General features: G+C 68.3%; 25 protein-coding genes and 1 pseudogene. 14 read left to right on the top strand and 12 right to left on the bottom strand.

Features of this window, described 5'->3' with window-relative positions; genetic code table 11:
* Positions 1-52 precede the first annotated feature (52 nt).
* A complete protein-coding gene (gene ilvA, locus FPZ11_RS06285; protein ID WP_146319304.1) occupies positions 53-1,318 on the top strand; it encodes a threonine ammonia-lyase in 1,266 nt (421 codons plus the stop codon).
* Between the two features lie 45 nt (positions 1,319-1,363).
* Here the strand turns inward: ilvA and greA are convergent, their stop codons facing one another.
* Positions 1,364-1,855 (bottom strand): transcription elongation factor GreA, encoded by a 492-nt coding sequence (gene greA, locus FPZ11_RS06280; RefSeq protein WP_146319302.1) that lies wholly within the window; start codon positions 1,853-1,855, stop codon positions 1,364-1,366.
* A gap of 90 nt (positions 1,856-1,945) precedes the next feature.
* The gene (locus tag FPZ11_RS06275; RefSeq protein ID WP_168203752.1) at positions 1,946-2,440 is read right to left on the bottom strand and encodes a DUF4307 domain-containing protein; all 495 of its coding nucleotides are present in this window, start codon (positions 2,438-2,440) and stop codon (positions 1,946-1,948) included.
* 130 nt (positions 2,441-2,570) lie between these two features.
* Between FPZ11_RS06275 and mca the strand changes: the two genes are divergently transcribed.
* The 3 genes from mca to FPZ11_RS06260 are packed head-to-tail and all read left to right on the top strand — an operon-like array spanning position 2,571 to position 4,926.
* A complete protein-coding gene (gene mca, locus FPZ11_RS06270) occupies positions 2,571-3,443 on the top strand; it encodes a mycothiol conjugate amidase Mca (protein ID WP_210415966.1) in 873 nt (290 codons plus the stop codon).
* Positions 3,440-3,757, top strand: coding sequence for a hypothetical protein (locus tag FPZ11_RS06265; protein WP_210415965.1), 318 nt, complete (start codon positions 3,440-3,442; stop codon positions 3,755-3,757). The genes mca and FPZ11_RS06265 overlap by 4 nt, the downstream gene beginning before the upstream one ends.
* Before the next feature lie 20 nt (positions 3,758-3,777).
* On the top strand, positions 3,778-4,926 hold the full coding sequence (locus FPZ11_RS06260; RefSeq protein ID WP_146319296.1) for an ArsB/NhaD family transporter: 1,149 nt from the start codon (positions 3,778-3,780) through the stop codon (positions 4,924-4,926).
* Between the two features lie 43 nt (positions 4,927-4,969).
* Here the strand turns inward: FPZ11_RS06260 and trhA are convergent, their stop codons facing one another.
* Positions 4,970-5,773: a PAQR family membrane homeostasis protein TrhA gene (gene trhA / locus FPZ11_RS06255; RefSeq protein WP_146319294.1), complete on the bottom strand. Its 804-nt coding sequence runs from the start codon at positions 5,771-5,773 to the stop codon at positions 4,970-4,972.
* A gap of 86 nt (positions 5,774-5,859) precedes the next feature.
* Here trhA and FPZ11_RS06250 point away from each other — a divergent pair, with 86 nt between their 5' ends.
* The 3 genes from FPZ11_RS06250 (at position 5,860) to phoH2 (ending at position 9,480) form a co-directional block, all read left to right on the top strand.
* Positions 5,860-6,648, top strand: coding sequence for an isoprenyl transferase (locus FPZ11_RS06250; RefSeq protein ID WP_246846561.1), 789 nt, complete (start codon positions 5,860-5,862; stop codon positions 6,646-6,648).
* A gap of 89 nt (positions 6,649-6,737) precedes the next feature.
* On the top strand, positions 6,738-7,853 hold the full coding sequence (locus FPZ11_RS06245; RefSeq protein WP_146319292.1) for an aminotransferase class V-fold PLP-dependent enzyme: 1,116 nt from the start codon (positions 6,738-6,740) through the stop codon (positions 7,851-7,853).
* A gap of 259 nt (positions 7,854-8,112) precedes the next feature.
* A complete protein-coding gene (phoH2, locus tag FPZ11_RS06240) occupies positions 8,113-9,480 on the top strand; it encodes an RNA 5'-3' helicase PhoH2 (RefSeq protein WP_437438641.1) in 1,368 nt (455 codons plus the stop codon).
* A gap of 135 nt (positions 9,481-9,615) precedes the next feature.
* On the opposite strand, the gene FPZ11_RS06235 is transcribed toward phoH2, so the two are convergent.
* A complete protein-coding gene (locus tag FPZ11_RS06235) occupies positions 9,616-10,107 on the bottom strand; it encodes a MarR family winged helix-turn-helix transcriptional regulator (protein WP_168203751.1) in 492 nt (163 codons plus the stop codon).
* 140 nt (positions 10,108-10,247) lie between these two features.
* On the opposite strand from FPZ11_RS06235, the gene FPZ11_RS06230 reads away from it, so the two are divergent.
* Both FPZ11_RS06230 and FPZ11_RS06225 read left to right on the top strand, forming a co-directional pair.
* Positions 10,248-11,636 (top strand): FAD-binding oxidoreductase, encoded by a 1,389-nt coding sequence (locus FPZ11_RS06230; protein ID WP_146319288.1) that lies wholly within the window; start codon positions 10,248-10,250, stop codon positions 11,634-11,636.
* Between the two features lie 55 nt (positions 11,637-11,691).
* A complete protein-coding gene (locus tag FPZ11_RS06225; RefSeq protein ID WP_168203750.1) occupies positions 11,692-12,258 on the top strand; it encodes a prepilin peptidase in 567 nt (188 codons plus the stop codon).
* A gap of 63 nt (positions 12,259-12,321) precedes the next feature.
* Here FPZ11_RS06225 and FPZ11_RS06220 read toward each other — a convergent pair whose 3' ends face one another.
* The 5 genes from FPZ11_RS06220 to xseA form a co-directional block, all read right to left on the bottom strand.
* Positions 12,322-13,743 (bottom strand): class II fumarate hydratase, encoded by a 1,422-nt coding sequence (locus FPZ11_RS06220; RefSeq protein WP_146319284.1) that lies wholly within the window; start codon positions 13,741-13,743, stop codon positions 12,322-12,324.
* A gap of 62 nt (positions 13,744-13,805) precedes the next feature.
* Complete coding sequence (locus tag FPZ11_RS06215) at positions 13,806-14,435, bottom strand: carbonic anhydrase (RefSeq protein WP_146319282.1); 630 nt, start codon at positions 14,433-14,435, stop codon at positions 13,806-13,808.
* Positions 14,435-15,085, bottom strand: coding sequence for a DUF4245 domain-containing protein (locus FPZ11_RS06210; protein WP_146319280.1), 651 nt, complete (start codon positions 15,083-15,085; stop codon positions 14,435-14,437). The genes FPZ11_RS06215 and FPZ11_RS06210 overlap by 1 nt, the downstream gene beginning before the upstream one ends.
* Positions 15,086-15,089: 4 nt before the next feature.
* A complete protein-coding gene (locus tag FPZ11_RS06205) occupies positions 15,090-15,359 on the bottom strand; it encodes an exodeoxyribonuclease VII small subunit (protein WP_146319278.1) in 270 nt (89 codons plus the stop codon).
* Between the two features lie 37 nt (positions 15,360-15,396).
* Positions 15,397-16,692: an exodeoxyribonuclease VII large subunit gene (gene xseA, locus FPZ11_RS06200; protein ID WP_146319276.1), complete on the bottom strand. Its 1,296-nt coding sequence runs from the start codon at positions 16,690-16,692 to the stop codon at positions 15,397-15,399.
* A gap of 16 nt (positions 16,693-16,708) precedes the next feature.
* Here xseA and FPZ11_RS06195 point away from each other — a divergent pair, with 16 nt between their 5' ends.
* Entirely contained in the window at positions 16,709-17,740 is a 1,032-nt protein-coding gene (locus FPZ11_RS06195) for a 4-hydroxy-3-methylbut-2-enyl diphosphate reductase (protein WP_146322739.1), read from the top strand.
* A gap of 58 nt (positions 17,741-17,798) precedes the next feature.
* Positions 17,799-18,329, top strand: a pseudogene (locus tag FPZ11_RS06185) (DUF6264 family protein); the annotation flags it as partial.
* 81 nt (positions 18,330-18,410) lie between these two features.
* On the opposite strand, the gene fbaA reads toward FPZ11_RS06185, so the two are convergent.
* Positions 18,411-19,442, bottom strand: coding sequence for a class II fructose-bisphosphate aldolase (gene fbaA, locus FPZ11_RS06180; protein WP_146319270.1), 1,032 nt, complete (start codon positions 19,440-19,442; stop codon positions 18,411-18,413).
* A 252-nt stretch (positions 19,443-19,694) separates the two neighbouring features.
* On the opposite strand from fbaA, the gene glpX reads away from it, so the two are divergent.
* Positions 19,695-20,651 (top strand): class II fructose-bisphosphatase, encoded by a 957-nt coding sequence (gene glpX, locus FPZ11_RS06175; RefSeq protein ID WP_146319268.1) that lies wholly within the window; start codon positions 19,695-19,697, stop codon positions 20,649-20,651.
* 25 nt (positions 20,652-20,676) lie between these two features.
* Here glpX and FPZ11_RS06170 read toward each other — a convergent pair whose 3' ends face one another.
* Complete coding sequence (locus tag FPZ11_RS06170) at positions 20,677-22,065, bottom strand: DNA recombination protein RmuC (RefSeq protein ID WP_146319266.1); 1,389 nt, start codon at positions 22,063-22,065, stop codon at positions 20,677-20,679.
* 157 nt (positions 22,066-22,222) lie between these two features.
* Positions 22,223-22,807, bottom strand: coding sequence for an exonuclease domain-containing protein (locus tag FPZ11_RS06165; protein WP_146319264.1), 585 nt, complete (start codon positions 22,805-22,807; stop codon positions 22,223-22,225).
* 279 nt (positions 22,808-23,086) lie between these two features.
* Here FPZ11_RS06165 and FPZ11_RS06160 point away from each other — a divergent pair, with 279 nt between their 5' ends.
* Both FPZ11_RS06160 and FPZ11_RS06155 read left to right on the top strand, forming a co-directional pair.
* Positions 23,087-24,820 (top strand): ABC transporter ATP-binding protein, encoded by a 1,734-nt coding sequence (locus FPZ11_RS06160; protein ID WP_146319262.1) that lies wholly within the window; start codon positions 23,087-23,089, stop codon positions 24,818-24,820.
* The gene (locus FPZ11_RS06155) at positions 24,817-26,910 is read left to right on the top strand and encodes an ABC transporter ATP-binding protein (RefSeq protein WP_146319260.1); all 2,094 of its coding nucleotides are present in this window, start codon (positions 24,817-24,819) and stop codon (positions 26,908-26,910) included. Before FPZ11_RS06160 ends, FPZ11_RS06155 begins: the two co-directional genes overlap by 4 nt.
* Positions 26,911-26,915 lie beyond the last annotated feature (5 nt).

Below are 26,915 nucleotides of genomic sequence, written 5' to 3'. Positions count from 1 at the left end.
GCGGAGTGCCAGCATGCCGGGCGTGGAATGGGCGTCGCCGTAAAATCGGCCCATGACCTCCGTGAGCCAGAGTCCTCGTTCGTTCACCAGCGGACCGAGCCTTGCGGAGATTCAGCATGCCCACGATGTGGTCTCCCGGGTGGCGAAGCACACTCCGGTGGAGACCTCGAACTATCTCACGGAACTGCTCGGCTCGCCCGTCCTGCTGAAGTGCGAGAACCTGCAGCGCACCGGGTCGTACAAGATCCGCGGCGCCTACTACATGATGTCCAAGCTCAGCGAAGAGGAGCGCGCGCGGGGGGTGGTCGCGGCTTCCGCCGGCAACCACGCACAGGGCGTCGCGTTCGCCGCGCGCGAGCTCGGCGTCAAGGCGACCATCTTCATGCCGCTCGGTGTCGCGCTGCCCAAGCTGCAGGCGACCAAGGACTACGGTGCGCACGTGGTGCTGGGCGGTGCGACAGTGGACGAACCGCTTCGCGCCGCAGCCGAGTTCGCCAGGGAGACCGGAGCGATCTTCGTTCCGCCGTTCGACCATGAAGACGTCATCACCGGCCAGGCGGCCCTCGGCCTCGACGTCGTGAACGATGTTCCCGATGTCGACACCGTCATCGTGCCGATCGGCGGCGGTGGTCTCATCGCCGGTGTGTCGGCCGCGGTGAAGCAGTGGGGACGCGAGCGAGGGCGCGACATCCGCGTCATCGGCGTGCAGGCGGAGAACGCGGCGTCGTATCCCGTGTCGCTCGAGGCGGGACGCCCGGTGGACATCACCGTCGGATCGACGATCGCCGACGGCATCGCCGTCGGCCGCCCCGGCACGCTCAACTTCGACATCGTCAAGGACCTCGTCGACGGTGTCGTCACGGTGAGCGATGACGAGACCGCCCGGGCGCTGCTCGTGCTCCTCGAGCGCTCGAAGCTCGTCGTGGAGCCTGCCGGTGCGGTGGGCGTCGCCGCGCTGCTCTCCGGGGCGGTGCAGGCATCCGCCGGCGAGCTCGGTCGCACCGTCGTGCTGCTCTCCGGCGGCAACATCGACCCGCTGCTCATGCAGCGGGTGGTCGCAGCCGGGCTGGCCGTCTCCGACCGCTACCTCAATCTGCGGCTCATGCTGCCTGATCGGCCCGGTCAGCTCGCGCGCACGTCGGAACTCATCGCGGCGGCCAGCGCCAACGTGGTCGAGGTGCTGCACACGCGCCACGGCAACGGTCTGCAGCTGAGCCAGGTCGAGCTGCAGGTCAGCGTCGAGACCCGCGGCCCGGAGCACAAAGACGAGGTCGTCCGCATCCTCCGCGAGGCGGGATACGACCCGATCGTCGACTGACGATGCTGGCCGTATCCGGCGTGAGCCTGCTGGCGGGCGTGCGGGCTACTGGCCCGTCCAGGTCTGAACGTCGGTGACCTTGACCTGGATCTGGCGACCGTTCGGCGCCGTGTAGCTGGCGGACTCGCCGACGCTCAGGCCGAGGATGGCCGAGCCGAGCGGGCTGGCCTCGCTGTACACGGAGAGCTCGCTGCCGTCGCCGATCTCGCGGTTGCCGATGATGAAGGTGTCTTCATCGCCCGCGATGACGGCCGTGACCACGGTGCCGGGCTCCACGACGCCGCGGCTCTCGGGAGCCTGACCGACCTTGGCGTGGCGCAGCAGCTCTGTGAGCTGCACGATGCGCGCCTCCTGCACGCCCTGGGCGTCTTTCGCGGCGTGGTAGCCGCCGTTCTCCTTGAGGTCGCCCTCTTCGCGAGCAGCTTCGATGCGCTTCGCGATCTCGCTGCGGCCGACCGTGCTGAGGTGCTCGAGTTCAGCGGAGAGACGGTCGTACGCCTCCTGGGTCAGGAACGTGACCTGCGTGTCCTGGGACATGGTGAACTCCTACGGATGGGGGACGGGAAAACGGGCTTACCAACATCGACGCCCCGACGTGTCCGTCAGGGCGTATCAGAGGATTCTACGTCAGTGGGACGCGGAAGACCAGCAAGAGTCCACGTCACCGCTCACGCTGGGCTGCGAGGTGCGCACCGTTTCGGTGAACGAACGAGTCGTCTTCGAGGAGATCGGCAGCTGCACCACCTTCCACCCGGTGATGGTGAAATCGACGTCTTCCGCCTCGACGGCGCAGGCGACTGAGGCACCGGCATCCGCCGACACGGTGAACGACACCTTCACGTGCTGCGAGTCGATGACCGAGTTGGCACCGGTGTCGACGTTGATGCTCGAGCCGCGCACCTGGTCGAGACCGGCCCACAGCGTCCAGCACACCATGACGACGACGATGAACGCTCCGAGGGCGATCAGCAGCCACCGGTCCCTGCGCTTCGTGGCGGCGGTTCGCCCGTATCTGGCGCCGGCCGGCTGATAGCGGCCGCGGGACGCGCCCCCGGATCCGGCCTCGTCGTGACCGACGGGATCGTCGCCCTGGCCAGCGGTGGAGACCGTGGGTTCTGGCACGAAGCGACCTCCGGATGTCGTGCTATTAGGCTGGGCGTCGAGGCTGTGTCCGATCCTCGATCGGGCCTCGACCCACCAGCCTAAGCGCATTGACTGACAACCCCCTCACGCCCAGATTGGCGAACGAATCGTGACCCTCCGCCTGCTCGCCGTGCACGCACATCCCGACGACGAGTCGAGCAAGGGCGCCGCGACGTACGCCTATTACGTCGATCGCGGCGCCGAGGTGATGGTCGTCAGCTGCACGGGCGGCGAACGCGGTGACATCCTCAACGAGAGCGTCGCGGCGCTGGCGATGGCGGAGCGCGACATGCCGGGCCTGCGGCGCACGGAGATGGATGCCGCGGCACGGCTGCTCGGCATCCGCCACCGTTGGCTCGGCTACGTCGACTCCGGCATGCCGAGTGACGACGGCAGCGTGCCGCCGAACTCGTTCGCCTCCATCCCGCTGGAGATCTCCGCAGAGCCGCTCGTCACGCTCATCCGCGACTTCCGCCCGCAGGTGATGATCACCTACGACGAGAACGGCGGCTACCCGCACCCCGACCACATCCGCTGCCACGAGGTGTCGCGGGCCGCGTACGACTGGGCGGCCGACCCCGATCGATACCCGGCAGCCGGCGAGCCGTGGCAGATCGGCAAGCTGTACTACGAGCGCATCTTCAACGGCGTGCGCGCCAGAACCGTGCTCGAGCATGTGCGGGAGAACGACCCGGCGTCCCCGCTCGTCGAGCACTTCGAGGGCATGCTCGAACGATTCGCCGAGCGCCCGGATCTCGCCACGACGCACGTGCCCGTCGGCGACTTCTTCGACACCAGAGACGATGCGCTGCGCTCGCACGCCAGCCAGGTGTCGCCGGACAGCCACTTCTTCTTCTGGCCGAACGACGTGCAGCGCACGGTGTGGCCGTACGAAGACTTCCAACTCGTCGACTCGAAGGTTCCGACCACGGTGCCAGAGCACGACCTGTTCGCTGGTATCGAGGATGACGGGGTTCGATGAACACTCTGCTGCTGCACGCGGGACAGGTGATGGCGGCGACTCCGTCGCCGGCGCCGAAGGTGCCCAACGCCGACCAGGTGACTCCGGGGGTGTGGGGCTTCGCCATCATCTTCGCGATCGGCATCGTGACCATCCTGCTGATCTGGGACATGATGCGGCGGGTACGCAGAACGCGGTACCGTGCGGAGGTCAACGCCAAGCTCGACGCCGAGCAGTCTCAGGCCGGCGACTCGGGCGCGGTCGTTCCGCGCGACCCGCGGCGCGGCACGCAGCAGGATGCCCCGCAGCAGCCACCGCACGACCGCGACTCCTGACCTGACGGTTCCGTACCCTCGTGCGTAGCCTGATCGTCGGAGCCGCGCTGCTCGTCGCAGGGCTGCTCGCGGTCGTCACCGGACTCTATCCCGCAGCGGCTGCCGCGGCCCTCGCCGAGCGCGTGTGGCCGGTGCTGCTGTTCGTGCTCGCGATCACCGTCGTCGCCGAGCTCGCCGCGGAGGCGGGTCTGTTCGACGTCGTGGCACGCTGGGCGACAGGGGTCGCTCGCGGCAGCGCGTGGCTGCTCTGGCTGCTGATCGTCGCCGTGGCGAGCGTCAGCACGATCTTCCTGTCGCTCGACACGACGGCCGTGCTGCTCACGCCGATCGTCGTGCACATGGCGAGACACGTGAAGCTGAACCCGCTTCCGTTCGCGTTGACGACGGTGATGCTCGCCAACACCGCGTCGCTTCTGCTGCCGGTCTCGAACCTCACGAATCTGCTGGCAGAACAGAGCATCGGCGGCAGCGGCGCCTTCGTCGCCCTCAGCTGGGCCCCCGCGATCGTCGCCGTGCTGGTGCCCGTCGCCGCCATCGCGGTGATCGGACGACGCACGCTGTCGGCACGGTACAGCGTGCCCGAGGCGGTCGCGCCGGAGGACCGCGGGCTGGTCATCATCGCTGGAGTGATCGTTCTCGCGCTGCTCCCCGCGCTCGTCTCCGGTCTTCCGGTCTGGATGCCGGCGGCCGTCGCTGCAGTCGCGCTCGTGATCGTCTTCGCGGTGCGCCGCCCGCGTGTGCTCAGAGCCACCCTGGTGCCGTGGCCGACGCTCGTGTTCGCCGCAGGCCTGTTCCTCGCGATGGGCGCGCTCGGTGCGCTGGGATCCGGAGCCGTCGCTGCGGCGGTCGCCGGAACGGGTACCTCGCCGGTGGCGTTGCTGCGCGTCGCGTTCAGCGGACTCCTGGGGGCGAACGCGGTGAACAACCTGCCCGCGTACCTTGCCCTGGAGCCTGCGGCCGGACATCCTCTTCGCCTCATGGCGCTCCTCGTCGGAGTGAACGCCGGCCCGTTGATCACGCCATGGGCGTCACTGGCCACCCTGCTGTGGCATTCCCGGCTGGAGCGGCTCGGCGTGCACGTGCCGTGGGGGAGGTACGTGCTGATCGGTGTGGTGGTGGCGCCGGTCACCGTCGCAGTGGCGACGCTCGTGCTCGCCGTCAGGCACTGACCCGTCAGCGGGAGGTCGTGGAGCGCGGGCGATGCCCTCGGCGTCAGCCCGCGTTGTAGGCCGGATGCAGCACGATGAGCAGGCACGCGGCCCAATGGCACAGGAAGGCCAGCACCGTGAGCGTGTGGAAGATCTCGTGGAAGCCGAAGCGCCCGGGGAACGGGTTCGGACGCTTGAGCCCGTACACCAGGGCGCCGATCGTGTAGAGGCCGCCGCCCACGAACACGAGCACCATCATGGCGGCGTCCGCGGTGACGAGGTCGACCACGTACATCAGCGCGGCCCAGCCGAGCAGCACGTACAGCGGCACATAGAGCCAGCGGGGTGCCGTGATCCAGAAGACGTGGAAGGCGATGCCCACCAGAGCCCCGCCCCACACGATGGAGAGCAGGATCAGGCCCTTCTGCGGGGGCAGTGCGAGCACGCCGAGCGGTGTGTAGGTGCCGGCGATCAGCAAGAAGATGTTCGCGTGGTCGATGCGCTTGAGCACCAGCTTGGTGCGCGGCTTCCAGTTGAAGCGGTGATAGAGGGCCGAATTGCCGAACAGCAGCATCGACGTGAGCATGAAGACGGCCGACGCCCATTTCGCCGGGGCGCCGTTCGCCAGGCAGATCAGCACGATGCCCGCGGCGATGGTCACGGGGAAGGTCGCCGCGTGGATCCAGCCGCGCCAGGTGGGCTTGAGCTCAGCGGGGTGCGCGGCCGAGGCATCCACCAGAGGAAGATTCGGGATGCCGCGCTCGTGCGCGTCGCCGGCCTTCACCGCCGCATCGGCGGGGGACAGCTTCTCGGCGGGCTGGGAGAGCTCGTCGGCGACATCGACGTACTCGCGGGGTTCGCGGGGCATGCCACCAGCCTAAGGAGGGGAATATGCCCGCAGGCTGATGATCCGCCCCACGCTGCCCTGCACACGGCAGGCGCTAACGTAGGCAGGTGACATCTCGCCGGATCCCGAAGCCCGGCCCGGGGTTCCTCTACGGGCTGTACCAGAACCGCCTCCGGCGCAGCATCGACGTGGCGGCTGTTCCGCAGCACGTCGCCATGATCATCGACGGCAACCGCCGCTGGGCGCGTCAGCTCGGGCTCGAGACGGTCGCCCACGGGCACCGCGCGGGCGCGGCGAAGATGCTCGAGTTCTTGCGCTGGTGCGACGAGCTCGACGTCAGGGTGGTCACGCTCTACCTGCTCTCGTCGGACAATCTGACCAACCGCGATCGCGGCGAGCTCGCCGACCTCATCGAGATCATCGCCGACCTCGCACACCAGGTCTCCGCGGCAGGCGACTGGCGGGTGCAGCACGTCGGCACCACGGTCGGTCTGCCGGGGCGGCTGGTGAAGGCGCTCGCCGACGCGGAGCAGGCCACTGCGCAGAACGAAGGCATGCACGTGAACCTCGCCGTCGGCTACGGCGGTCGCAAAGAGATCACGGATGCCATGCGCAGCATCGTCGCGGAGCACCATGCAGAGGGGCGCAGCCTCGAGGACCTCGCCGAGCGGCTCACCCCCGATCTGATCGGCGAGCATCTCTATACCGGAGGCCAGCCCGACCCCGACCTCGTGATCCGCACCTCGGGAGAGCAACGACTCAGCGACTTCATGCTGTGGCAGAGCGCGCACAGCGAGTTCTACTTCGTCGAGGCGCTCGGCCCCGATCTGCGTGAGGTGGACTTTCTGCGCGCCGTGCGCGACTACACGCGCCGCAACCGCAGGTACGGCGGATAGCGACGCACGACGTCACACGGCGGAGGTCTTCTCCAGTGCACTCTGGTGTCTGCCGCCTGAATCGCTGAAGAATGGGAGCGGGAGGACGAGTGACAACCGTCGAAGAGTTCGCCGAAGGTTTTCTGGAAGATCCCGGCTATCTGGATTTCGCCAGGATCGGTCCGCTGTCGGCCCCGGTCGTGGCCGAAGTGCAGGGCATCAACGAGGTGTTCGCCAAGGCGCGTTTCGGGTCGCTCGAGGCGCTCAAGCGCGAAGACGAGCGGATGCGCGACGCGGCGGCTGCGCTGACCGGCATCCCCGCCGAGCAGGTGGTGTTCCAGCCCAACGTGGGCACCGGCCTGATGCACGCGATGTTCGGCCTGACGGGTGCGGTGCTCGTCTCCGGCGCAGACTTCCCGGCCATCACCTTCGCCGCGGCGCGCGCATCGGAGGCGTTGCACGCGGTGGAGCCGGTGTGGCTCCAGACCGACCACGGTCGGGTCACGCCCGGCAGCGTGCGGGAGCAGCTGTCGAACGCGGTCACCGCGGTGGCCGTCAGCCTCGTGGACTCGCGCACGGGCTTTGTGGCCGACATCGACGGCATCCGCCAGGTCATCGGCGACCGGCTGCTGATCGTGGATGCCGTGCAGGGCTTCGGCGTCGTCGACGCGCCCTACGAGGTGGCCGACGTGGTCATCGTGGGCGGCGAGAAGTGGCTGCGCGCAGGATGGGGCGCCGGGTTCATGGCGCTCTCGGAGCGCGCGATCGACAACCTCACCCCGGTCTGGAGCGGACACACCGGCGCGGGCGTCGTCGACCCGTTCGACGAGGTGCTGCCGCCCGAGCACGGGGCAGCGGCGTTCAGCGTCGCCCGGCACGACAGCGTCGCACAGGCGCGGCTGTCGGCGGCCCTCGAAGACGTTGCATCGGTCGGCGTCGACGTGATCGAGGCGGCCGTCGCCGATCGGGTCGACCACGTCATCGACCTCGCCGACGAGTACGGGATCACCGTCGCCTCTGCTCGCGAGACGCCGGAGCGTGCCGGGATCGTGGTGCTCGAGCCGCCGCAGGAGCGGCTCACGCTGCTCGGCGCATCCCTCTTCAACCACGGCATCACGGCCACGACGCGCACGGGCACGGTGCGGCTCAGCGCGCACGTCTCCGCCGGGGACGAGACGCTCGGGATGCTGCGCGGCGCGTTCACCTCGTACGCCACGGCGCTCTGAGCGAGGGCTCTCCCCGAGCATCCCGACGTGCCGTCCCCGCGCGATCAGCGCGTGCACGAGCAGAGTTCATCTGCCGGTAACCGTGCTCAGCGTGTGTCGGTCGGTCGGATGTCCATGCGCGGGCCTACCGTCGAGGTGTCGGGCATCGTGCCCGGCCGAGGCGGTCTCACGGAACGTCTTGAAAGGTGCGGCCGCTTCGACGACAGGATCCGCGCAGTGCCCCTGAAGGGCGCGCGGGGTGGGAGTGGTTGTGACCGCGATGCAGACCCGGATGCCGGCCCCCGAGACGCTGTCCAAGGCGTCGATCGAGCAGGAATCCGATCGCCAAGTGCGCCAGACCGAGCGAACCTACGTTCTCGACACATCGGTGCTGCTGTCGGACCCACGAGCCGTGTTCCGGTTCGCCGAACACGCCGTCGTCATCCCCGTGGTGGTGATCAGCGAACTGGAGGGCAAGCGCAACGACCCGGAGATCGGCTACTTCGCCAGGCAGGCGTTGCGCCTCCTCGACGAGATGCGCGTGCAGCACGGCCGGCTCGACTTTCCCGTCCCGGTCGGCGACGGCGGATCTCTTCGGGTCGAGCTCAACCACTCCAGCATGTCGGTGCTGCCCAGCGGTCTTCAGCTGGGTGACAACGATTCGCGCATCCTCGCGGTCGCCCAGAACCTCGCGAATGACGGACTCGCCGTCACTGTCGTGTCGAAGGATCTTCCCCTGCGCGTCAAGGCGGCATCCATCGGCCTGACGGCGGAGGAGTACCGCGCAGAGCTCGCACCGGAGTCGGGGTGGACAGGCGTGGCCGAGATCGACCTCGGCTCGAACGACATGGCGCGGCTCTACGAGCACGAACGGCTCGAAACGCCGCTCGTCGCCGAGCTCCCCGCCAACACGGGACTCATCGTGCACTCCGACCGCGGTTCCGCCCTGGGGCGCGTGACCGGCGACGGCGTGATGAAGCTCGTGCGCGGTGACCGCGACGTGTTCGGACTGCACGGCCGTTCCGCCGAACAGCGGCTCGCGATCGACATGCTGCTCGACCCGGAGGTGGGCATCCTCTCGCTCGGCGGTCGAGCCGGGACCGGCAAGTCGGCGCTCGCCCTGTGCGCGGGACTCGAATCGGTGCTCGAACGGCAGCAGCACAAGAAGATCATGGTGTTCCGGCCGCTCTACGCCGTGGGCGGACAGGAGCTCGGCTACCTGCCCGGCGACCAGGGCGAGAAGATGACGCCGTGGGGCGAGGCGGTGTTCGACACGCTCGGCGCGGTCGTCTCGCAGAACGTCATCGAAGAGGTCGTGGAGCGCGGGATGCTCGAGGTGCTGCCGCTCACGCACATCAGGGGCCGCTCGCTGCACGACGCGTTCGTGATCGTCGACGAGGCGCAGTCGCTGGAACGCAACGTGCTGCTCACCGTGCTGAGCCGCATCGGCCAGAACTCGAAGGTCGTGCTCACGCACGACGTCGCCCAGCGGGACAACCTGCGGGTCGGCAGGCACGACGGTGTCGCCTCGGTGATCGAGACGCTCAAGGGACACCCGCTGTTCGCACACGTCACGCTGACCAGGTCGGAGCGCTCGGCCATCGCTGCCCTGGTCACCGAACTGCTGGAGTTCGGCGAGATCGCCTGACGGGCGGTCAGCCGCGCGAGACGACCGCGCGCCGGAGAGGGGCCGGCGCGCGGTTCGTCGTCTGCGGTGAGGCGGGCCCATCTTTGACATGTTCGCGGGTGACATGTCGCGCGGAGCCTGTCCCGTCACGCACTCTCAGGCGGGGGCGTCATCGCCTGCGTCGCGACGAAGCTCGGCGAGGGGCGGGAGAGGGCCCTCGCCGCGATCGTCCGCGACGGAGGCGAGTCGGCTCAGCGCGGAGAAGAAGGTGTCGAGGTCTTCGCCGACGGCCGAGGTGAGCAGCCGGTCGAAACGGATGGCTGCGGCCAGCATGCGCTCGAAGGCCGCCTGTCCCTCCACGGTGAACTCGAGGCGTTGCACGCGGCGATCGCGGTCGTCCCTCGTGCGCGTCACCCACCCTCGTCGTTCGAGAGCGGTGAGATGGTGCGTGAGCGTCGCCTCCGTGATGCCGACCGTGGCGGCGAGCTCGCGCTGAGTCGCGTGGCTCCGCCTGCCGAGCGCCAGCAGGATGAACCACACCGCGCGATTGCCGTCGACTTCGGCGAGCATGCGCTCGAACGCCCGATTCACGACCTGCGTGGTCTCCCACAGCGTCATTCCCAGGGCTCGCTCACCGGTGAAACTCATGCCTCCCAGCGTAATCGTTCCCTTAGAGCTGAAATCATTGGACATCTAATCATTAGACGTCTAAGTTAATGATGATCGGGTCGCGATCAGAGCGTCGCGCCCGGCGAAGACGACGTGAGCAGAGACGAAGGGCTCGAACCATGGATGTGATCGATGAGGCACGGAGGCTGCTGGAGCCGCGACTGGGGAAGCGACTCCTGACGCGGGAGAGCGCGGAGTTCGAGGAGAGGGCGTCCGTGGTCTTCGCGGGTGACGACGATCCGCCGGCGCTCGTGGCGCGTGCGCGAGACGCGGAAGAGGTGTCGGCGGTCGTTCGGGGCGCGGCGAGCACGGGCATTCCGTTCGCGGTTCGCGGTGGCGGGCATGGCTATCTGCGCCAGGGCACCGTCGCGAACGGGCTGGTGCTCGACCTGCGACTTCTCGCCGGAGCAGAGGCGGACCCGGCCGCCAGGGTGGGCGTCGCATTCGCCGGGACGACGGCCGGCGAGTACACCGCGGTCGCCGAGCGACACGGGCTGGCGACCGGATTCGGCGACACCGCGTCGGTCGGCGTGCCGGGGATCGCGCTCGGCGGCGGCATCGGCTTTCTCAGTCGTCGCGACGGGCTCACGGTCGACAACATGCTGAGCGCGGAGGTCGTGCTGGCAGACGGGAGTCTGGTCGAGGCATCCGAGACCGCGAACGCCGATCTCTTCTGGGCGTTGCGTGGCGGCGGAGGCAACTTCGGCGTCGTGACCCGCCTTCGGCTTCGGCTCTCCGAGGCGGGCATCGTCACCGGCGGCATCCTCGCCTTCGAGCCCGACCCGCGAACGGTCAGTGCGCTGGTCGCGGCCGCCGCAGAGGCGCCTGACGAGTTGTCGCTGATGATCAACGTCATGAAGGCTCCGCCCGCCCCGTTCCTGCCGCCCGAGCGACACGGCACACCGATCGTGATCGCGATCCTCTGTCACTCGGGCGACCCCGAACGGGCGGATGCCGCGCTCGCCCCGTTCCGTTCGGCGGGCCGCGTGCTCGCCGATCTGGTTCGTCGGCAGCAGTACTCTGCGTTGTTCGCCGTGGCGCCACCGCTCTCAGGGGTCCGAACCACGCAGCGCACCGGCTTCTTCGACGGCGTCGACGACGCGCTCGCCGGGGCGGCGCTCGACGCGATCCACGGCGCCCCGACGGCGACGGCGGTGCTGAACCTGCGGCCCATGGGCGCCGCCATCGCCCGAGTCGAACCGGATGCCACCGCCTTCGCCCATCGGGGCCGGGCGCTCATGGCCACCATCGGCGCGGCCGACCTCGACTCCGGTCGAGCGAATGCAGGGCGGGACTGGGCCGAGTCGACTGCCGCAAGCCTGGGCGTCGGCGGTGCGGCGTATCTGAACTTCCTCGGGGAGTCGGGCCCGGAGGCCACTGCCTCCGCCTACCCGGCGGCGACGCTGTCACGGCTTCGCGCGGTGAAGAGGCAGTTCGATCCGCAGAACCTGTTCCGGTCGAACCACAACATCGCACCGATCCCAGACGACGACTTGGCGAGGGTCTGAGCTCCGCTTGTGCATAACGCAAGCGGAGGCACGGCGGCCCCGCTACGGTCGCCGTGTGTCAGCTTCCGCGCCGTCGTCTTCACGTACGCCCGCGAGTCTCACGGGACGGTTCGTCTGGCAGGGATCGCTCTCGGTGCTGCTCGTCGTGGTCAGCCTGACCGTCGTCGGCGTGCGCTTCGAACTCGTCGGATTCCTCTACCTCGCGTTCGTCACCCCTGAGCTGTGCCGCATCGATCTGGCCGAGCATCGGCTGCCGAACGCCCTGGTGCTGCCGGGCATGGCGTTCGCCGCGGTCGGGACGGTGTTCGGCTGGCTCGCGGGCGGGACGGTTCCGGTGGGAACCGCCGCGGCCGCCTGTGGCGTGACGGCGTTCTTCGCTCTGCTCGCCCTGGCCGGCGGCATGGGCATGGGCGACGTGAAGCTGGCCGCGGTATTGGCGCTCGCGGGTGGCGCGGTGTCGTTCGTCGTGGTCGTCGGAGCAGTGGTGCTCGGCTTTCTGTTCGGTGGAGCCGTCGCGATGGTGGGTCTTGCCACGGGCGGAAGGGGCGGGAGCATCGCGTTCGGGCCCTATCTGCTCGGCGGGTTCTGGGCATCCACGGCCCTGCTGCTCGTGCTCGGCTGACACGCAACGGCCCGGCGACCCACGAGAACGTGGGCGGCCGGGCCGTTGCGGTGAAGAGTGAAGCTACTCAGCCGAAGGCGGCGTGGTCATGCTCAGCACGTCGAGCGCCGTGTCGAGCTGCTCGAGGGTGACCTCGCCGCGCTCGACGAAGCCGAGGTCGATCACGGCATCGCGCACCGTGATGCCCTGGGCCACCGAGTGCTTGGCGATCTTGGCGGCGGCCTCGTAGCCGATGATCTTGTTGAGCGGCGTCACGATCGACGGCGACGATTCGGCCAGCGCGCGGGCGCGCTCGAGATTGGCCTCGAGGCCGCGCACCGTCTTGTCGGCGAGCGTGCGCGTGGCGTTGCTCAGCAGGCGGATCGACTCGAGCAGCGCCGTTCCCATCACCGGGATGGCCACGTTGAGCTCGAATGCTCCCGACGCGCCGCTCCATGCGATCGTGGCGTCGTTGCCGATCACCCGCGCAGCGACCATGAGCGTCGCCTCCGGGATGACCGGGTTCACCTTGCCGGGCATGATCGATGAGCCGGGCTGCAGGTCGGGGATGTGCAGCTCGCCGAGACCCGTGTTCGGTCCGGAGCCCATCCAGCGCAGGTCGTTGCAGATCTTGGTGAGGCTCACCGCGATGGTGCGCAGCGCACCGGATGCCTCCACCAGACCGTCGCGGTTGGCCTGCGCCTCGAAGTGGTTGCGCGCCTCCGTGATCGGCAGCTCGGTCTCCTGCGTGAGGAGCTTGATCACGAGCTGCGGGAAGCCGGCAGGCGTGTTGATGCCGGTGCCGACCGCGGTGCCGCCGAGCGGGACCTCGGCCACTCGGGCGAGAGCCGACTGCACACGCTCGATGCCGAGGCGCATCTGCGCCGCGTAGCCGCCGAACTCCTGGCCGAGCGTGACGGGCGTGGCATCCATCAGGTGCGTGCGGCCCGACTTGACGGCGTCTTTCCAGAGCTCCGCCTTCTCCTCGAAGGCGACGGCCAGATGGTCGAGCGCGGGGATCAGGTCGTCGATCAGCGCGCCGGTCACCGCGATGTGCACCGAGGTCGGGAACACATCGTTCGAGGACTGTGAAGCGTTGACGTGGTCGTTGGGGTGCACCGCGCGACCGAGGCGACGCGACGCGAGCGTGGCGAGCACCTCGTTCATGTTCATGTTCGAGGAGGTGCCGCTGCCGGTCTGGTACACGTCGATCGGGAACTCGTCGTCGTGCACCCCCGTGATCACCTCGTCGGCGCTGGCCGCGATGGCGTCGGCGACATCGCTGTCGAGAACACCGAGCTCGGCGTTCGCGAGGGCTGCTGACTTCTTGATGCGTGCCAGGGCGGCGATCTGCGCGGACTCGAGGCGCGAACCGGAGATCGGGAAGTTCTCCACCGCGCGCTGCGTCTGTGCGCTGTAGAGGGCGTCACGGGGAACCCGTACCTCGCCCATGGTGTCGTGCTCGATGCGGAACTCGGCGTCGTCGCCGGGATTATGGCTGTCCATTCGTGTGATCCCTTGTGGTGTCGTGGTTGTGGTGCGTCGTGGTCGCGGTTCGGTCGTCCCCGTCAGACCTCGCCGACAACGAGGTGCGAGGTGACGGTGCCGTCGCTGAGTCGGTAGTTGGCGCCGATGATGGCCAGCTCGCCGTCGGCGACGGCCTGGGCGGTGAGCTCGCTGCGTCGAAGCAGTTCGCTGATGGTGTCTTTGACGTGCTCACGGGCGACCTCGGAGGAGTCGACAGTGCTCGGGTCTGCCACCTCGTCACCGGCGACGCGACGCACTGCCGGAACGATCGGCGCGATGAGGTCGGCGATGTGCGGCGGAAGGCGGTCGGCGTCGGGGGCGGCGGAATCGATGGCGGCACGCACGGCGCCGCAGCTGTCGTGGCTCATCACGACGAGGAGCGGCACGTGCAGCACGGCCACCGCGTACTCGATCGAACCGAGCACCGACTCCGAGATCACCTGCCCGGCATTGCGGATGACGAAGGCGTCACCGAGACCGAGGTCGAAGATGATCTCCGCGGCGAGACGCGAGTCGCTGCAGCCGAACACCGTCGCCACCGGAGCCTGCGAGCCCGCGGTCTGCGCACGTCGCTCGGCATCCTGGTGCGGGTGCAGCGGCGCCCCCGCGATGAAGCGTGCGTTGCCTGCCTGCAGCTGCGACCATGCTCGTGCCGGGCTCGTGTTCGTCATCAATGACCCTTCGCATCCTTGTTGAGTTGGGAACTGACGGACTTCGCCAGCGTCTGGAATTCCGCGTTCGACGCTGTGCCGTACAGCACGACGGTGCTCTTGCCCTGCTTCGTCGACAGCGCATATTGCGCGTCGCCGACGTCACGGCTGGAGTCGCGGTTGTCGTAGATGCTCCAGGTGATGCCGTCGATCTCCGTGGTGGAGACGGAGTGCGTGTTCGCCACCTGGTCGGCGAGCCAGGTCGCGTTCGCATCGAAGCCCTGGGTGAGACCGATGTACTGCTTCGACGGCGTGATGAGCCCGATGTACCACTCGTCGACCTGATCCTGAGTCTGCTGCCGCAACTCTGCGGAGTTCGAGGTCCAGCTCTTCGACAGATGGGGCGTGAGCAGTGGATCGGGCTCCACTCCCGCCCCCTGCGCCGCGATCTTCGCGTAGTCGATGTCGGGAGTGGCGTCGGGCTGAGCGCGTGGCACCATGAGCACGATCACGACCACGAGGCCCAGGGTGGCCAGCAGCGAGTAGATCAGGTTGTTGACCGTCTGCCTGCGGCGATGGTCGGCGGAAGCCTGCGCCTTGCGTGTGGCGGTCTCCGCCGCGGTCTCGGGTCGCCCGAGTTCTGCGACGACGGGATGCTCGTTCCTCGCCATCGGGTCAGGCCACGTCTCCGGTGTCGTCGCCCACCTGGCCGGCCTGCGTCGCGCCGGCGCGTGCGGCATCCAGGCGCGCCTTCGCTCCGATCAGCCACTCTTCGCAACGGCGGGCGAGGGACTCGCCTCGCTCCCACAGCGCCAGCGACTCCTCGAGGGTCGGCGTGCCCTGTTCGAGACGCGACACCACTTGGATCAGTTCGTCCCGAGCCTGCTCATAGGTCAATTCGGCGACGCCGGATTCACCGGGGAGATCGGAGGGCATGGCATCCATTCTACGTATCGGGTCGCCGGGGATCGGCTGTGTGCCTTCAGGCTGGGGAGAGTCCGGCGTCGGCCTGCTCCGGGGACGGGATGCCCGTCGAACGGGCGCCGAGCCTGCCCTCGGCGAGCGTCAGCACGAGCGCCGAGCCCTCCGGCGCATCGTCCGGGCCGCGCACCAGACCGTTCGGCCCGTGCGCGATGGCGTACCCGCGGTCGAGCGTGCTCTGCGGGGACAGGGCGCGCAGTCGCACAACCAGCTCGCGGGTGGCGTTCTCCGCTCTCTCGACGCAGCGTTCCATGAGCTCGGCCCCGCGGGCGACGTAGCGCGTGAGCTCCTCGGCACGCGATTCGACGATCCACCCGTGCGATGACAGCACGGGACGCGAGCGCAGCTGGGCGATGCGGTCGACCTCGTGGTTCAGCAGCGCCGTGACCCGCACGCTCATGCGCGTGGATGCCTGCTGAACGCGCAGCAGCTCTTCCGCGACGTCGGGCACGACCCGCTTGGCGGCATCGGTGGGGGTGGATGCCCGCAGATCGGCGACATCGTCGAGCAGCGGCCTGTCGTTCTCGTGGCCGATCGCGCTGACCAGCGGCGTCGAGCACGCCGCTGCGGTGCGCACCAGTGCCTCGTCGCTGAACGGCAGCAGGTTCTGGAAGTCGCCGCCGCCGCGGGCGACGATGATGACGTCGACCTCGGGATCGAGGTCGAGCTCGCGGATGCCCGCGGCCACATCGCCCGCAGCCCTGTCGCCCTGCACCGCGGCATGCCTCACACGGAATCGCACGGCCGGCCAACGCAGCTGCGCGTTGCGCAGCACATCCTTCTCCGCGTCGGAGTCCTTGCCTGTGACAAGTCCGATGCAGTGCGGGAGAAACGGCAGCACCTTCTTGCGGCTCGCCTCGAAGAGGCCTTCTTGGCGCAGTTGGGTACGCAGCCGTTCGAGTCGTTCGAGAAGATCGCCGAGGCCCACGTGGCGCATGTCGTAGACCTGCATGGTGAGCGTGCCGCCCTTGAACCAGTAGTTCGGCTTGATCAGGGCCACCACCCTGTCGCCCTGCTTCAGGTCGGCGGGGATCTTGGCGCGCGTCGACGACCAGATGGTGAAGGAGATGGTGGCCTCGGCCTCGAGGTCCTTGAGCTTGCCGTATACATTGCCGCCGGAGACGCCCCACTGGGTGATCTCGCCCTCGACCCAGACGCTGCCGAGACGGTCGATGTAGTCACGGAGCTTGCCGGCCAGAATGGCGACCGGCCACGGCGTCTCGGCCGTGGGCAGGGCATCCGGCACGCTCAGTTCCCTCCGTAGCGCTGAACCTAGACTGAGGCCTGTGAGTGACACGACGATCGACCTGGCGATGCCGCGCGTCCCGGGCGTCAAGGGCAGGCTTCAGAATACCCCGGCCCCCGGACCCAAACGCGTGCTGTTGGCAGCTCCCCGTGGATACTGCGCGGGTGTGGACAGAGCCGTGGTCGCCGTCGAGAAGGCCCTCGAGCGCTATGGTGCTCCGGTCTATGTGCGCAAGCAGATCGTGCACAACATCCATGTCGTCTCGATGCTCGAGAAGAGCGGCGCGATCTTCGTCGACGAAGTCGACGAGGTGCCCGAGGGTGCCCACGTCGTGTTCAGCGCACACGGTGTCGCGCCCTCCGTGGTTCAGGCCGCGGCCGATCGCGGGCTGCTCGCGATCGATGCGACCTGCCCCCTGGTCACGAAGGTGCACCGTGAGGCCGTGCGGTTCGCCCGCGACGACTACGAGATCCTCCTGATCGGCCACGCGGGGCACGAAGAGGTCGAGGGAACAGCCGGCGAAGCGCCCGACCACGTCACGTTGGTCAACGGACCGGCCGATGTGGAGCGCATCCAGGTGCGTGATCCCGAGCGGGTGGTCTGGCTCTCGCAGACCACGCTCTCGGTCGACGAGACCATGGAGACCGTTCGCCTGCTGCGCGAGCGTTTTCCGCACCTGGCCGACCCGCCCAGCGACGACATCTGCTACGCCACCCAGAATCGCCAGGTGGCGATCAAGAAGGTCGCACAGCAGGCCGACCTGGTGATCGTCGTCGGCTCGGCCAACTCGTCCAACTCGGTGCGACTCGTCGAGGTGGCGAAGGAGGCAGGGGCCAAGGCCGCGCACCGGGTGGACTACGCCGACGAGATCCGGCAGGAATGGCTCGACGGCGTGTCGAGCGTCGGGGTGACGAGCGGGGCATCCGTGCCGGAGGTGCTCGTGCAACAGGTGCTCGACGCTCTCGCCGGCGCCGGGTACGACGACGTCGAAATCGTGCAGACCGCGGAGGAAGACCTGCGTTTCTCGCTGCCGAAGGAGCTTCGCCGCGACGAGAACGGGCGGCAGGACGCCAGGGCGCTCGGAGGTCACGAGCGATGAGTGGAGACGCGGGGCGGCCGAAGCCGCAGTACGGCGAGTACGCGACGCCGGAGCAACAGCGTGCGGCCATCAAGTCCCCGGAGCTCAATCCGCACTATGCGCCGCCGGAACCCGAACCCGATCAGGTCGCACCGGTCGGAGGTCAGACGGATGCCTCTGGCCGACCGGTGCCGCCGGCGGCGCCCGGGGAGCGGCCGGGCCCGCAGCACCGTCGATGCGGCATCCGTTCGATCGCATAGCGACGATCGCGCTGCTGGTGCTCGGGCTCTACGACGTGATCGGGGCCTTCTCCGGAACGAGCTCGCTCGTGGCGCAGATCGACACCATGTACCGGGCCTTCGGCATCGCTGGGGACTACAAAGCCACCGAGCTCACGACGACGCTCGGCTATGTGACGGCCGGTGTCTTCGTCGTGCTGTGGGTTGCGGCGGCGGCGCTCGCGGCCTGGAGCATCCTGCGCGGCAGGATCGCGTTCTGGATTCCGCTCGCCGCGGGCATCCTCGCCGTGTTCACGAGCGCGTTGATGGCGACGATCCTCGCGTTGCACGATCCCGCGTTCGTCAGCTTCTACACGCAGAGCGGCGGTTGACGGCTTTGAGTCTGCAGACGACGGATGCCTCGCCCCGGCCGGGACGAGGCATCCGTCATGTGGAGCCGTGCTGAGCTTCGGTCAGGCACCGAGCGACTTGCCCGCCGAGCCCAGCTGCTGCGTGGCCTCGATGACGCGCTGCGCCATGGCGGTCTCTGCGACCTTGCCCCATGCGCGCGGGTCGTACTGCTTCTTGTTGCCGACCTCGCCGTCGATCTTGAGCACGCCGTCGTAGTTGCTGAGCATGTAGCCGGCGACCGAACGGGTGAAGGCGTACTGCGTGTCGGTGTCGATGTTCATCTTGATGACGCCGTTGGCGACCGCCGCCGCGATCTCCTCGTCGGTCGAGCCGGAGCCGCCGTGGAAGACGAGGTCGAGCGGCTTGGGGCCGGTGCCGAACTTCTCCGCGATGCCGGCCTGGATCTCGCCGAGCAGCTCGGGGCGCAGCTTGACGTTGCCCGGCTTGTAGACGCCGTGCACGTTGCCGAACGTGAGCGCCGCGATGTAGCGGCCGTTCTCGCCGAGGCCCAGGGCCTCGACGGCCTTGGTCACGTCGCCGACCGTCGTGTACAGGGCCTCGTTGGTGCCTTCGTGCTTCACGCCGTCTTCTTCGCCGCCGACGACGCCGATCTCGACCTCGAGGATGGCGTTGATGGCTCGCGTGCGCCTCAGCATCTCCTGCGCGATCTCGAGGTTCTCCGCCAGCGGCACGGCGGAGCCGTCCCACATGTGCGACTGGAAGATCGGGTTGCGGCCCGCTCGCACCTCTTCTTCGGAGGCGGCGATCAGCGGAAGCACGAAGTCCTCGAGGGCCGGCTTCGGGCAGTGGTCGGTGTGCAGCGCGACGGTGATCGGGTAGCTCTTGGCGACCTCGGTCGTGAACTTGGCGAATGCGAGCGCGCCGGTCGCGCGGGCCTTCACGGTCTGACCCGCGAAGTAGTCGGCGCCGCCGGTCGTCACCTGGATGATGCCGTCGGAGCCCGCCTCGGTGAGGCCCTGGAGAATCGCGTTGATCGACTGCGAGGATGCCGCGTTGACGGCCGGGTAGGCGAACCCGCCCTTCTTCGCGCGATCGAGCATCTCGGCGTACTGTTCCGGGGTCGCGATGGGCATGAAGTCTCCAAAAGAAAGCTGGGCGGGAATCGTCTCGAGTCTAGGGCGGTCGGGCTCCCGCGGATTTCGAGGCGCTGGTCTGCAGTCGTGAGACTTCACCTTTCGTGAAGAACTGCGAATCATTCGTTCGGATTCATGGCGAAAGAGCATCGAATAGAGCGGATCGTTGAAGTGTGAGCACATCAACGATCACCGTCCCCCCCGTCCGCCGCCGGCGCAGAGCAGCAACTCGGGCCGGCGACCCGGAATGCGCTGACTCCCGACCGCAACCTCGCGCTCGAGCTCGTGCGCGCGACCGAGGCTGCGGCGATCAGGGCCACGCCCTGGATCGGCAAGGGGCGCAAGAACGATGCCGACGGCGCGGCGGTCGACGCGATGCGGGCGTTCCTCGCGACGGTCGCCTTCGACGGCACCGTCGTGATCGGCGAGGGCGAGAAGGACCGGGCGCCGATGCTCTTCAACGGCGAGCGCGTGGGGACGGGCGACGGACCTGCGTGCGACATCGCGGTCGACCCGATCGACGGCACGTCGCTCACGGCGGCCGGGCGCCAGAACGCGCTGTCGGTCATCGCGGTCAGCGACCGCGGTTCGATGCTGGATGCCTCGAGCGTGTACTACATGGACAAGATCGTCACGGGTCCGGAGGGTCACGGCGTCGTGGACATCCGCCGTCCGATCGGCGAGAACCTGCGAGCATTGGCCGCCGCCACGGGCCGCGAGGTCGGCGACCTCCGCGTCGCGGTGTTGGACCGGCCGCGGCACGCCGAGCTCATCGAGCAGATCAGGGATGCTGGCGCCGGCACCCGACTCCTGCTCGACGGCGACGTGGCCGGAGGCATCAACGCGGCTCGCCCAGGCACTCGCATCGACGTGTGCGTCGGCATCGGCGGCAGCCCGGAGGGAATCACGACGGCGTGCGCCATCAAGGCACTCGGCGGCTTCATGCAGACCATGATCGCGCCGCGAGACGAGGACGAGCGGGCGAAAGCAGAGGCATCCGGCCTCGAGTCGGGACGGGTCTACGAGCTCGACGATCTGGTGGCAGGCGACAACACGATCTTCGTCGCCACCGGGGTGACCGACGGCGGCCTCGTCGACGGCGTTCGCCGCGACGGACCGATCATCCACACCAGCAGCATCGTGCTGCGTTCGAAGTCGGGAACGGTGCGGCGCATCAGCGCCGAGCACCCCGTCTCGAAGTGGTGGTGAGGCGACTCTCTCGGCTCGCGCGCCGTCAGGCGCTCAGTTCGCGGGTCTCTTCGGTGGTGTCGGAGCCGTTCAGCGCGACCGGTTCGACGGCGGGCGATTCGAGCTCCAGTGCGGTGAGCTTGCGCGGCGTGGCGTGGATGGGCTCGGCCTCGTCGATCAGCTTCGTCTCGTCGATTCCGGGGAACTGGCGAGCGGTGACGAGCACTCGAGACTCCAGCGAGGCCGCGAACTTGTTGTAGCTGTCGACGGTGCGTTCGATGGCGCGCCGGAGCCCGTCGGCGTGGCCGGCCAGTGCGCCCAGCCGCTGATAGAGCGTGTTGCCGAGGTCGAAGAGGCGCTTCGCCTCGTCGCTCACCGCCTGCTGCTGCCACGTGTAAGCGACGGTCTTGAGCACCGCCCACAGGTTGACCGGCGACGCCAGGGCGACGCGCTTGCCGAACGAGTAGTCGAGGATCGTCGGATCTGCCTCCAGGGCCGCGGAGAGCAGGGACTCGCTTGGCACGAACGCCACCACGAACTCGGGGCTCGCGGCGAGGCCCTCCCAATACGTCTTCTTGGCCAGCGCGTCGATGTGACCGCGCATCGCCTTGACGTGCTTCTCCAGCAGCTGCTTGCGGCGCGCGCCCTCTTCGCCGACCGCGGTGACCGGGATCTGGCTCGCCTCGAGGTACGCGTCGAACGGCACCTTCGCGTCGACCGCGATGGACTTGCCGCCCGGCAGCTGGATGACCATGTCGGGTCGGCCGGCGCCGGCATCGGACGTGATGCTCATCTGCGTCTCGAAGTCGACGTGCTGCGTGAGGCCGGCGGCCTCCACGACTCGGCGCAGCTGGGTCTCACCCCACACACCGCGCACGTTGTTCGAGCGCAGCGCGCTCGCCAGCGACTCGGTGGTCGCACGCAGCGCTTCGTCCGAGAGGTGCGCCTGTTTGAGCTGCTCGGACAGCGAGCCGTACTGCTGGCTGCGCTGCTGCTCGAGCTCGGTGACCTTGCGCTGCATGGCGTCGAGCGTCGCGCGCACCGGGGCGAGCGCCTGCAGCACCTGCGCTTCGCGCTTCTCGCGTTCGACCCGCTCTGCCTGGTCGATCCGCTGCTGTTCCTGCGTCGAACGCTGCTGGTCGCGGAGCGCCTGGATCTGCTCGCGGAACTGCTCTTCGGCCTTCGTCCCCTGTTCGCGCAGGTTCGTGATCGTCGCCTGTGACGCGGCGAGCTGCGACTGGACGCCGGCGAGCTGCGAGGCATTCTCTGCGCGAACCCGCTCGATGTCGGCCGTGTGCTTGGCGGCGATCACGGCCGGATCTTCGCGCACCACGTCGCCGTCGACGGGAGCCTGCCTGCGCGCGAGGATCACGCCGCCGAACACTCCGGCGACCGCGCCGACCACGAGCCCGATGATGAGGAAGAGAACGTCCATGTTCCGATGGTCTCAGCCACCGCCGACATCGCCGACGCGCCCCGCCCTGCTCGCGCCGCCCCGCACGACGTCCCGCCTGAACGTGCACCCGTTCCGGACGTTCTCCGCCGGTGCGCCGGGCGCACACGTCCGGAACGGCGCAGAAAGCGAAACGGGCTCAGGCCGCGTCGGCGAGCTCGCCGATGTGTCCGACGCGCACCGGCACCGCGTCGGCGAGGCCGGCGATCGTGTCGACCCCGTGCCGAGACGCGGCGTGCACGATGATGGCGGCGCAGGCCTCGGCATCCGCCAACGCCTCGTGGTGGTTGAAGCCTTCGAATCCCGCCGCCATCGCCGCGACGGGCAGCCGGTAGGAGTCGAGAACGTACGTCTTGCGTGCCACCTGCAGGCTGCACACGTAGTCGAAGCGGGGGCAGCGGATGCCCGTGGCCGCGCACGCCCCACGGATCACGCCCATGTCGAATCCTGCGTTGTGCGCCACGAGCGTGTCGTTCTCCGCGAAGGAGACGAGATCGTCGAGCTGCTCGCCCCAGCCCGCGGCAGTAGCGACATCGCGGGCGAGGATGCCGTGGATGCGCACATTCCACTCGAGGAAGGCGTCGTGCCCGGGCGGCGGCTTGATCAGCCAGCTCGCACTGTCGACCACTCGTCCGCTGCGCACCTTCACGAGGCCCACGGAACACGCGGACGCACTGCTGGAGTTCGCGGTCTCGAAGTCGATGGCGGTGAAGTCCAGTGGCACGCAGCCATGCTCGCACCTTCCCGGTGGGCTCCCGTGCACGAGGTCGGCGTGGCCCCGACGCGCTGCGCGTTCGAGCAGAGTGGGAGTGGATGACCGGGACGGGCTTGCGATTGCCGAATTCGCGATATATCGTGATTGAACCTTCGCGATATATCGCGAGATTTCGAGCCGATCTCCGCGGATTCACCGCGGTGTCGGCGGCATGGCTCACAATGTAACGATCCCTCCGGCATTCAGGCGCAGCCGCGTGCCGACGCAAAGCATCCCACGGAGTCTTCTGTGCTGTTCAAACTTCTCGTCCGTTCACTCAAGCCGTACAAATGGCTGCTGGTCGGTGTGCTGGTGTTCCAGTTCGCGTCGGCCCTCGCCAGCCTGTACCTGCCTAGCCTCAACGCCGACATCATCGACAACGGGGTCTCCAAAGGCGACACCGACTACATCTGGCATACCGGCACGCTCATGCTGGTCATCTCGCTCGGCCAGATCGTCGCGTCGATCATCGCCACCTATTTCGCCGCGAAGGCGGCCATGCGCGCGGGCCGCGACATCCGCGACCAGCTGTTCGATCGCGTCTCCGGGTTCTCGGAGCGCGAGGTGTCGTCGTTCGGGCCAGGGTCGCTCATCACGCGCAACACCAACGACGTGCAGCAGGTGCAGATGCTGGCGATGATGTCGGCCACCTTCCTGGTGTCTGCGCCGCTGCTCGCCATCGGCGGCATCATCCTCGCGCTGAGGCAGAGTCTCAGCCTGTCGTGGCTGATCGCCGTGGCGGTGCCGGTGCTGCTGGTCGTCGCCGTGCTCATCATCAGCCGCATGGTGCCGCTGTTCCGCAGCTACCAGAAGAAGCTCGACGCGGTGAACCGCGTGATGCGCGAACAGCTCACGGGCATCCGCGTCGTGCGAGCCTTCGTGCGCGAACCCATCGAAGAAGAGCGGTTCCGCGAGGCCAACACCGACATCATGACGGTCGGCCGCAGGGTGGGCTCGCTCTTCGTGCTGCTGTTCCCGGCCGTCATGCTCATCCTCAACGTCACGGTGATCGGGGTGATCTGGTTCGGCGGCCTAAAGGTCGACGCCGGCGAGGTGCAGATCGGCACGCTGTTCGCCTTCATGCAGTACGTCATGATCATCCTCTCGGGAGTCATGATGGCGAGCTTCATGACCATGATGATCCCGCGCGCCGCGGTCTCGGCCGAGCGCATCGGCGAGGTGCTCGCCACCGACTCCTCGCTGGGCAGGGCAGAGCATCCGATCTCCGCCTTTCCGTCCGGCGGAGCCGTCGAGTTCGCGGATGCCTCATTCACCTACCCCGGCGCCGAGCACCCGGTGCTCTCCGACATCAGCTTCACGGCCTCGCCAGGCGAGACGGTCGCCATCGTCGGGTCGACCGGCGCGGGCAAGACCACGCTGATCTCCCTGATCCCGCGACTCTTCGACGTGACGGCGGGCGCCGTGCGCGTCAACGGCGTCGATGTACGCGAGGCCGACCTGTCCGCGCTCTGGCAGACGATCGGCCTGGTGCCGCAGCGGCCGTTCCTGTTCACCGGCACGGTGGCATCCAACCTGCGCTTCGGCCGCGAGGAGGCCACTGACGACGAACTGTGGCAGGCGCTCGCCATCGCTCAGGGCAGTGACTTCGTGGCCCAGATGGAAGGCGGCCTCGACGCGCGCATCGCCCAGGGCGGCACGAACGTCTCGGGCGGCCAGCGGCAGCGACTGGCGATCGCGAGGGCGATCGTGCACCGGCCGCGCATCCTGGTGTTCGACGACTCCTTCTCCGCGCTCGACCTGGCGACGGATGCCCGACTGCGGCAAGCCCTGTGGCGCGAGCTTCCCGAGGTGACCAAGATCGTCGTCGCCCAGCGCGTCTCCACCATCACCGACGCCGACCGCATCGTCGTGCTCGACGACGGACGCATGGTCGGCCTCGGCACGCACGACGAGCTGCTGAGCTCGAACGACACCTACCGCGAGATCGTGGAATCCCAGCTCGGAGTGGAGGCGGGCCGATGAGCGCCGCGAAGAACGGCCAGAAGAAGGCCGCGACGACGAAGGAGCTCACCGCGGAGGAGAAGCTCGAGCTCGAGCTGGCCGAGCAGGCGAGGCTGTCGGCGGATGACTGGAGCGGCGGGGTCGCGCCGGGCAAGGCCTCCAACTTCGGGCCGTCGTTCCGCCGGCTCATCGGACTGCTCAAGCCGAACGCCGTCGCGTTCGTGCTCGTGTCGTTGCTCGGCGCGATCGGCGTCGTGCTCACGGTGATCGCGCCGAAGGTGCTGGGCGAGGCCACGAACATCCTGTTCGAGGGCGTCATCTCCAAGCAGCTGCCGGCGGGTGCGACGAAGCAGCAGGTGGTCGATCACCTGAATCAGAGCGGCCAGCACGATTTCGCGAACATCGTGCAGGCGATGCAAGACCTCGTTCCCGGGCAGGGCGTCGACTTCGTGCGGCTGAGCCAGGTGCTCGTCATCGTGTTGGCGCTGTATTGCGCGTCGTCGGTGCTTAGCTGGCTGCAGGGCTATGTCATCAACGTGATCATGGTGCGCACGATGTGGCGTCTGCGCGAGCAGGTCGAGGCGAAGATCAACAGCCTGCCGCTGAGCTACTTCGACCGCGTGCAGCGCGGCGAGCTCATCTCCCGGGTCACCAACGACATCGACAACATCACCCAGATGATGCAGCAGTCGCTGTCGCAGGCGATCACCAGCGTGCTCACCGTCATCGGCGTGCTCGTCATGATGTTCTCGATCTCGTGGCAGCTCAGCTTGGTCGCGCTCGTCACGCTGCCGCTGATGGGCGTCATCTTCGGCGTGATCGGTCCGCGCTCGCAGAAGGCGTTCAGCGTGCAGTGGCGCAAGGTCGGCCGGCTGAACGCACGCGTCGAGGAGTCGTTCTCCGGGCACGCCCTGGTCAAGGTGTTCGGCCGGGAGAAGAGCTCGCGCGACGCGTTCCGGGCCGAGAACGAGGAGCTGTACCAGGCATCCTTCAAGGCGCAGTTCCTGTCGAACACGATGATGCCGGCGATGATGTTCGTCGGAAACCTCACCTACGTCGGCATCGCCGTGCTCGGCGCTCTGATGGTCGCCGGCGGCCAGCTGCGGCTGGGCGATGTGCAGGCGTTCATCCAGTACTCGCAGCAGTTCACCCAGCCGCTGTCGGAGCTGGGCGGCATGGCGGCGGTCGTGCAGTCGGGTACGGCGTCGGCGGAGCGCGTGTTCGAGCTGCTCGACCAGGAGGAGCAGGAACCCGATGCGCACGACGCTCCGGCGCCTGCCGCGGGTGACGGCACCATCGAGTTCGAGCACGTGTCGTTCTCGTACAGCCAGGACCGTCCGCTGATCAGGGACCTGTCGTTCCGGGTCGAACCCGGGCAGACTGTCGCGATCGTGGGACCGACGGGCGCGGGCAAGACCACGCTGGTGAACCTCATCATGCGGTTCTACGAGCTGAACGGCGGGCGCATCCTGCTCAACGGGCAGGACATCGCGGACCTCACGCGGCACGACATCCGCGCGAAGACCGGGATGGTGCTGCAAGACCCATGGCTGTTCGCCGGAACGATCAGGGAGAACATCCGCTACGGCCGAGCGGACGCCACCGACGCTGAGATCCAGCAGGCGGCTGAGGCGACGTATGTCGACCGGTTCGTGCACTCGCTGCCCGACGGCTACGACACGGAGCTTGACGAGGATGCCTCGAACGTCTCCGCGGGCGAGAAGCAGCTGATCACGATCGCACGCGCGTTCGTGGCCAAGCCGAGCGTGCTCATCCTCGATGAGGCGACGAGCTCGGTCGACACCCGCACGGAACTGTTGCTGCAGCACGCCATGAACGCCCTGCGCCAGGGGCGCACCTCGTTCGTGATCGCGCACCGCCTGTCGACCATCCGCGACGCCGATCTCATCCTCGTGATGGAGCACGGCGACATCGTCGAGCAGGGCACGCACGAGCAGCTCATCGCCGCGAAGGGTGCCTACTACCGGCTGTACAACGCGCAGTTCCAGCAGGCGGCGACCGATCTCGACGACGAATTCGCGGGCATCCAGGGCGACCAGCTCGCCGACGAGGCACGCGAGATCGCGGCGGAGGACGAGCCCGTAGTGTGAACGAC

This window comes from Humibacter ginsenosidimutans (assembly GCF_007859675.1).
Lineage (GTDB): Bacteria > Actinomycetota > Actinomycetes > Actinomycetales > Microbacteriaceae > Humibacter > Humibacter ginsenosidimutans.
The sequence above is the reverse complement of the archived record's forward strand: the minus strand, read 5'-3'. Positions and strand labels throughout refer to the sequence as shown.

What these genes read in the sequence shown, in the direction of transcription:
- FPZ11_RS06235 (WP_168203751.1), bottom strand. Translation starts at nt 10,107, where the DNA reads ATGAGTTTCACCGGTGAGCGAGCCCTGGGAATGACGCTGTGGGAGACC.
- FPZ11_RS06215 (WP_146319282.1), bottom strand. Translation starts at nt 14,435, where the DNA reads ATGACGAACACGAGCCCGGCACGAGCATGGTCGCAGCTGCAGGCAGGC.
- FPZ11_RS06205 (WP_146319278.1), bottom strand. Translation starts at nt 15,359, where the DNA reads ATGGATGCCATGCCCTCCGATCTCCCCGGTGAATCCGGCGTCGCCGAA.
- FPZ11_RS06220 (WP_146319284.1), bottom strand. Translation starts at nt 13,743, where the DNA reads ATGGACAGCCATAATCCCGGCGACGACGCCGAGTTCCGCATCGAGCAC.
- greA (WP_146319302.1), bottom strand. Translation starts at nt 1,855, where the DNA reads ATGTCCCAGGACACGCAGGTCACGTTCCTGACCCAGGAGGCGTACGAC.
- phoH2 (WP_437438641.1), top strand. Translation starts at nt 8,113, where the DNA reads ATGCAGACCCGGATGCCGGCCCCCGAGACGCTGTCCAAGGCGTCGATC.
- FPZ11_RS06195 (WP_146322739.1), top strand. Translation starts at nt 16,709, where the DNA reads ATGCCGCGCGTCCCGGGCGTCAAGGGCAGGCTTCAGAATACCCCGGCC.
- fbaA (WP_146319270.1), bottom strand. Translation starts at nt 19,442, where the DNA reads ATGCCCATCGCGACCCCGGAACAGTACGCCGAGATGCTCGATCGCGCG.
- ilvA (WP_146319304.1), top strand. Translation starts at nt 53, where the DNA reads ATGACCTCCGTGAGCCAGAGTCCTCGTTCGTTCACCAGCGGACCGAGC.
- FPZ11_RS06155 (WP_146319260.1), top strand. Translation starts at nt 24,817, where the DNA reads ATGAGCGCCGCGAAGAACGGCCAGAAGAAGGCCGCGACGACGAAGGAG.
- FPZ11_RS06170 (WP_146319266.1), bottom strand. Translation starts at nt 22,065, where the DNA reads ATGGACGTTCTCTTCCTCATCATCGGGCTCGTGGTCGGCGCGGTCGCC.
- FPZ11_RS06230 (WP_146319288.1), top strand. Translation starts at nt 10,248, where the DNA reads ATGGATGTGATCGATGAGGCACGGAGGCTGCTGGAGCCGCGACTGGGG.
- FPZ11_RS06265 (WP_210415965.1), top strand. Translation starts at nt 3,440, where the DNA reads ATGAACACTCTGCTGCTGCACGCGGGACAGGTGATGGCGGCGACTCCG.
- FPZ11_RS06210 (WP_146319280.1), bottom strand. Translation starts at nt 15,085, where the DNA reads ATGGCGAGGAACGAGCATCCCGTCGTCGCAGAACTCGGGCGACCCGAG.
- trhA (WP_146319294.1), bottom strand. Translation starts at nt 5,773, where the DNA reads ATGCCCCGCGAACCCCGCGAGTACGTCGATGTCGCCGACGAGCTCTCC.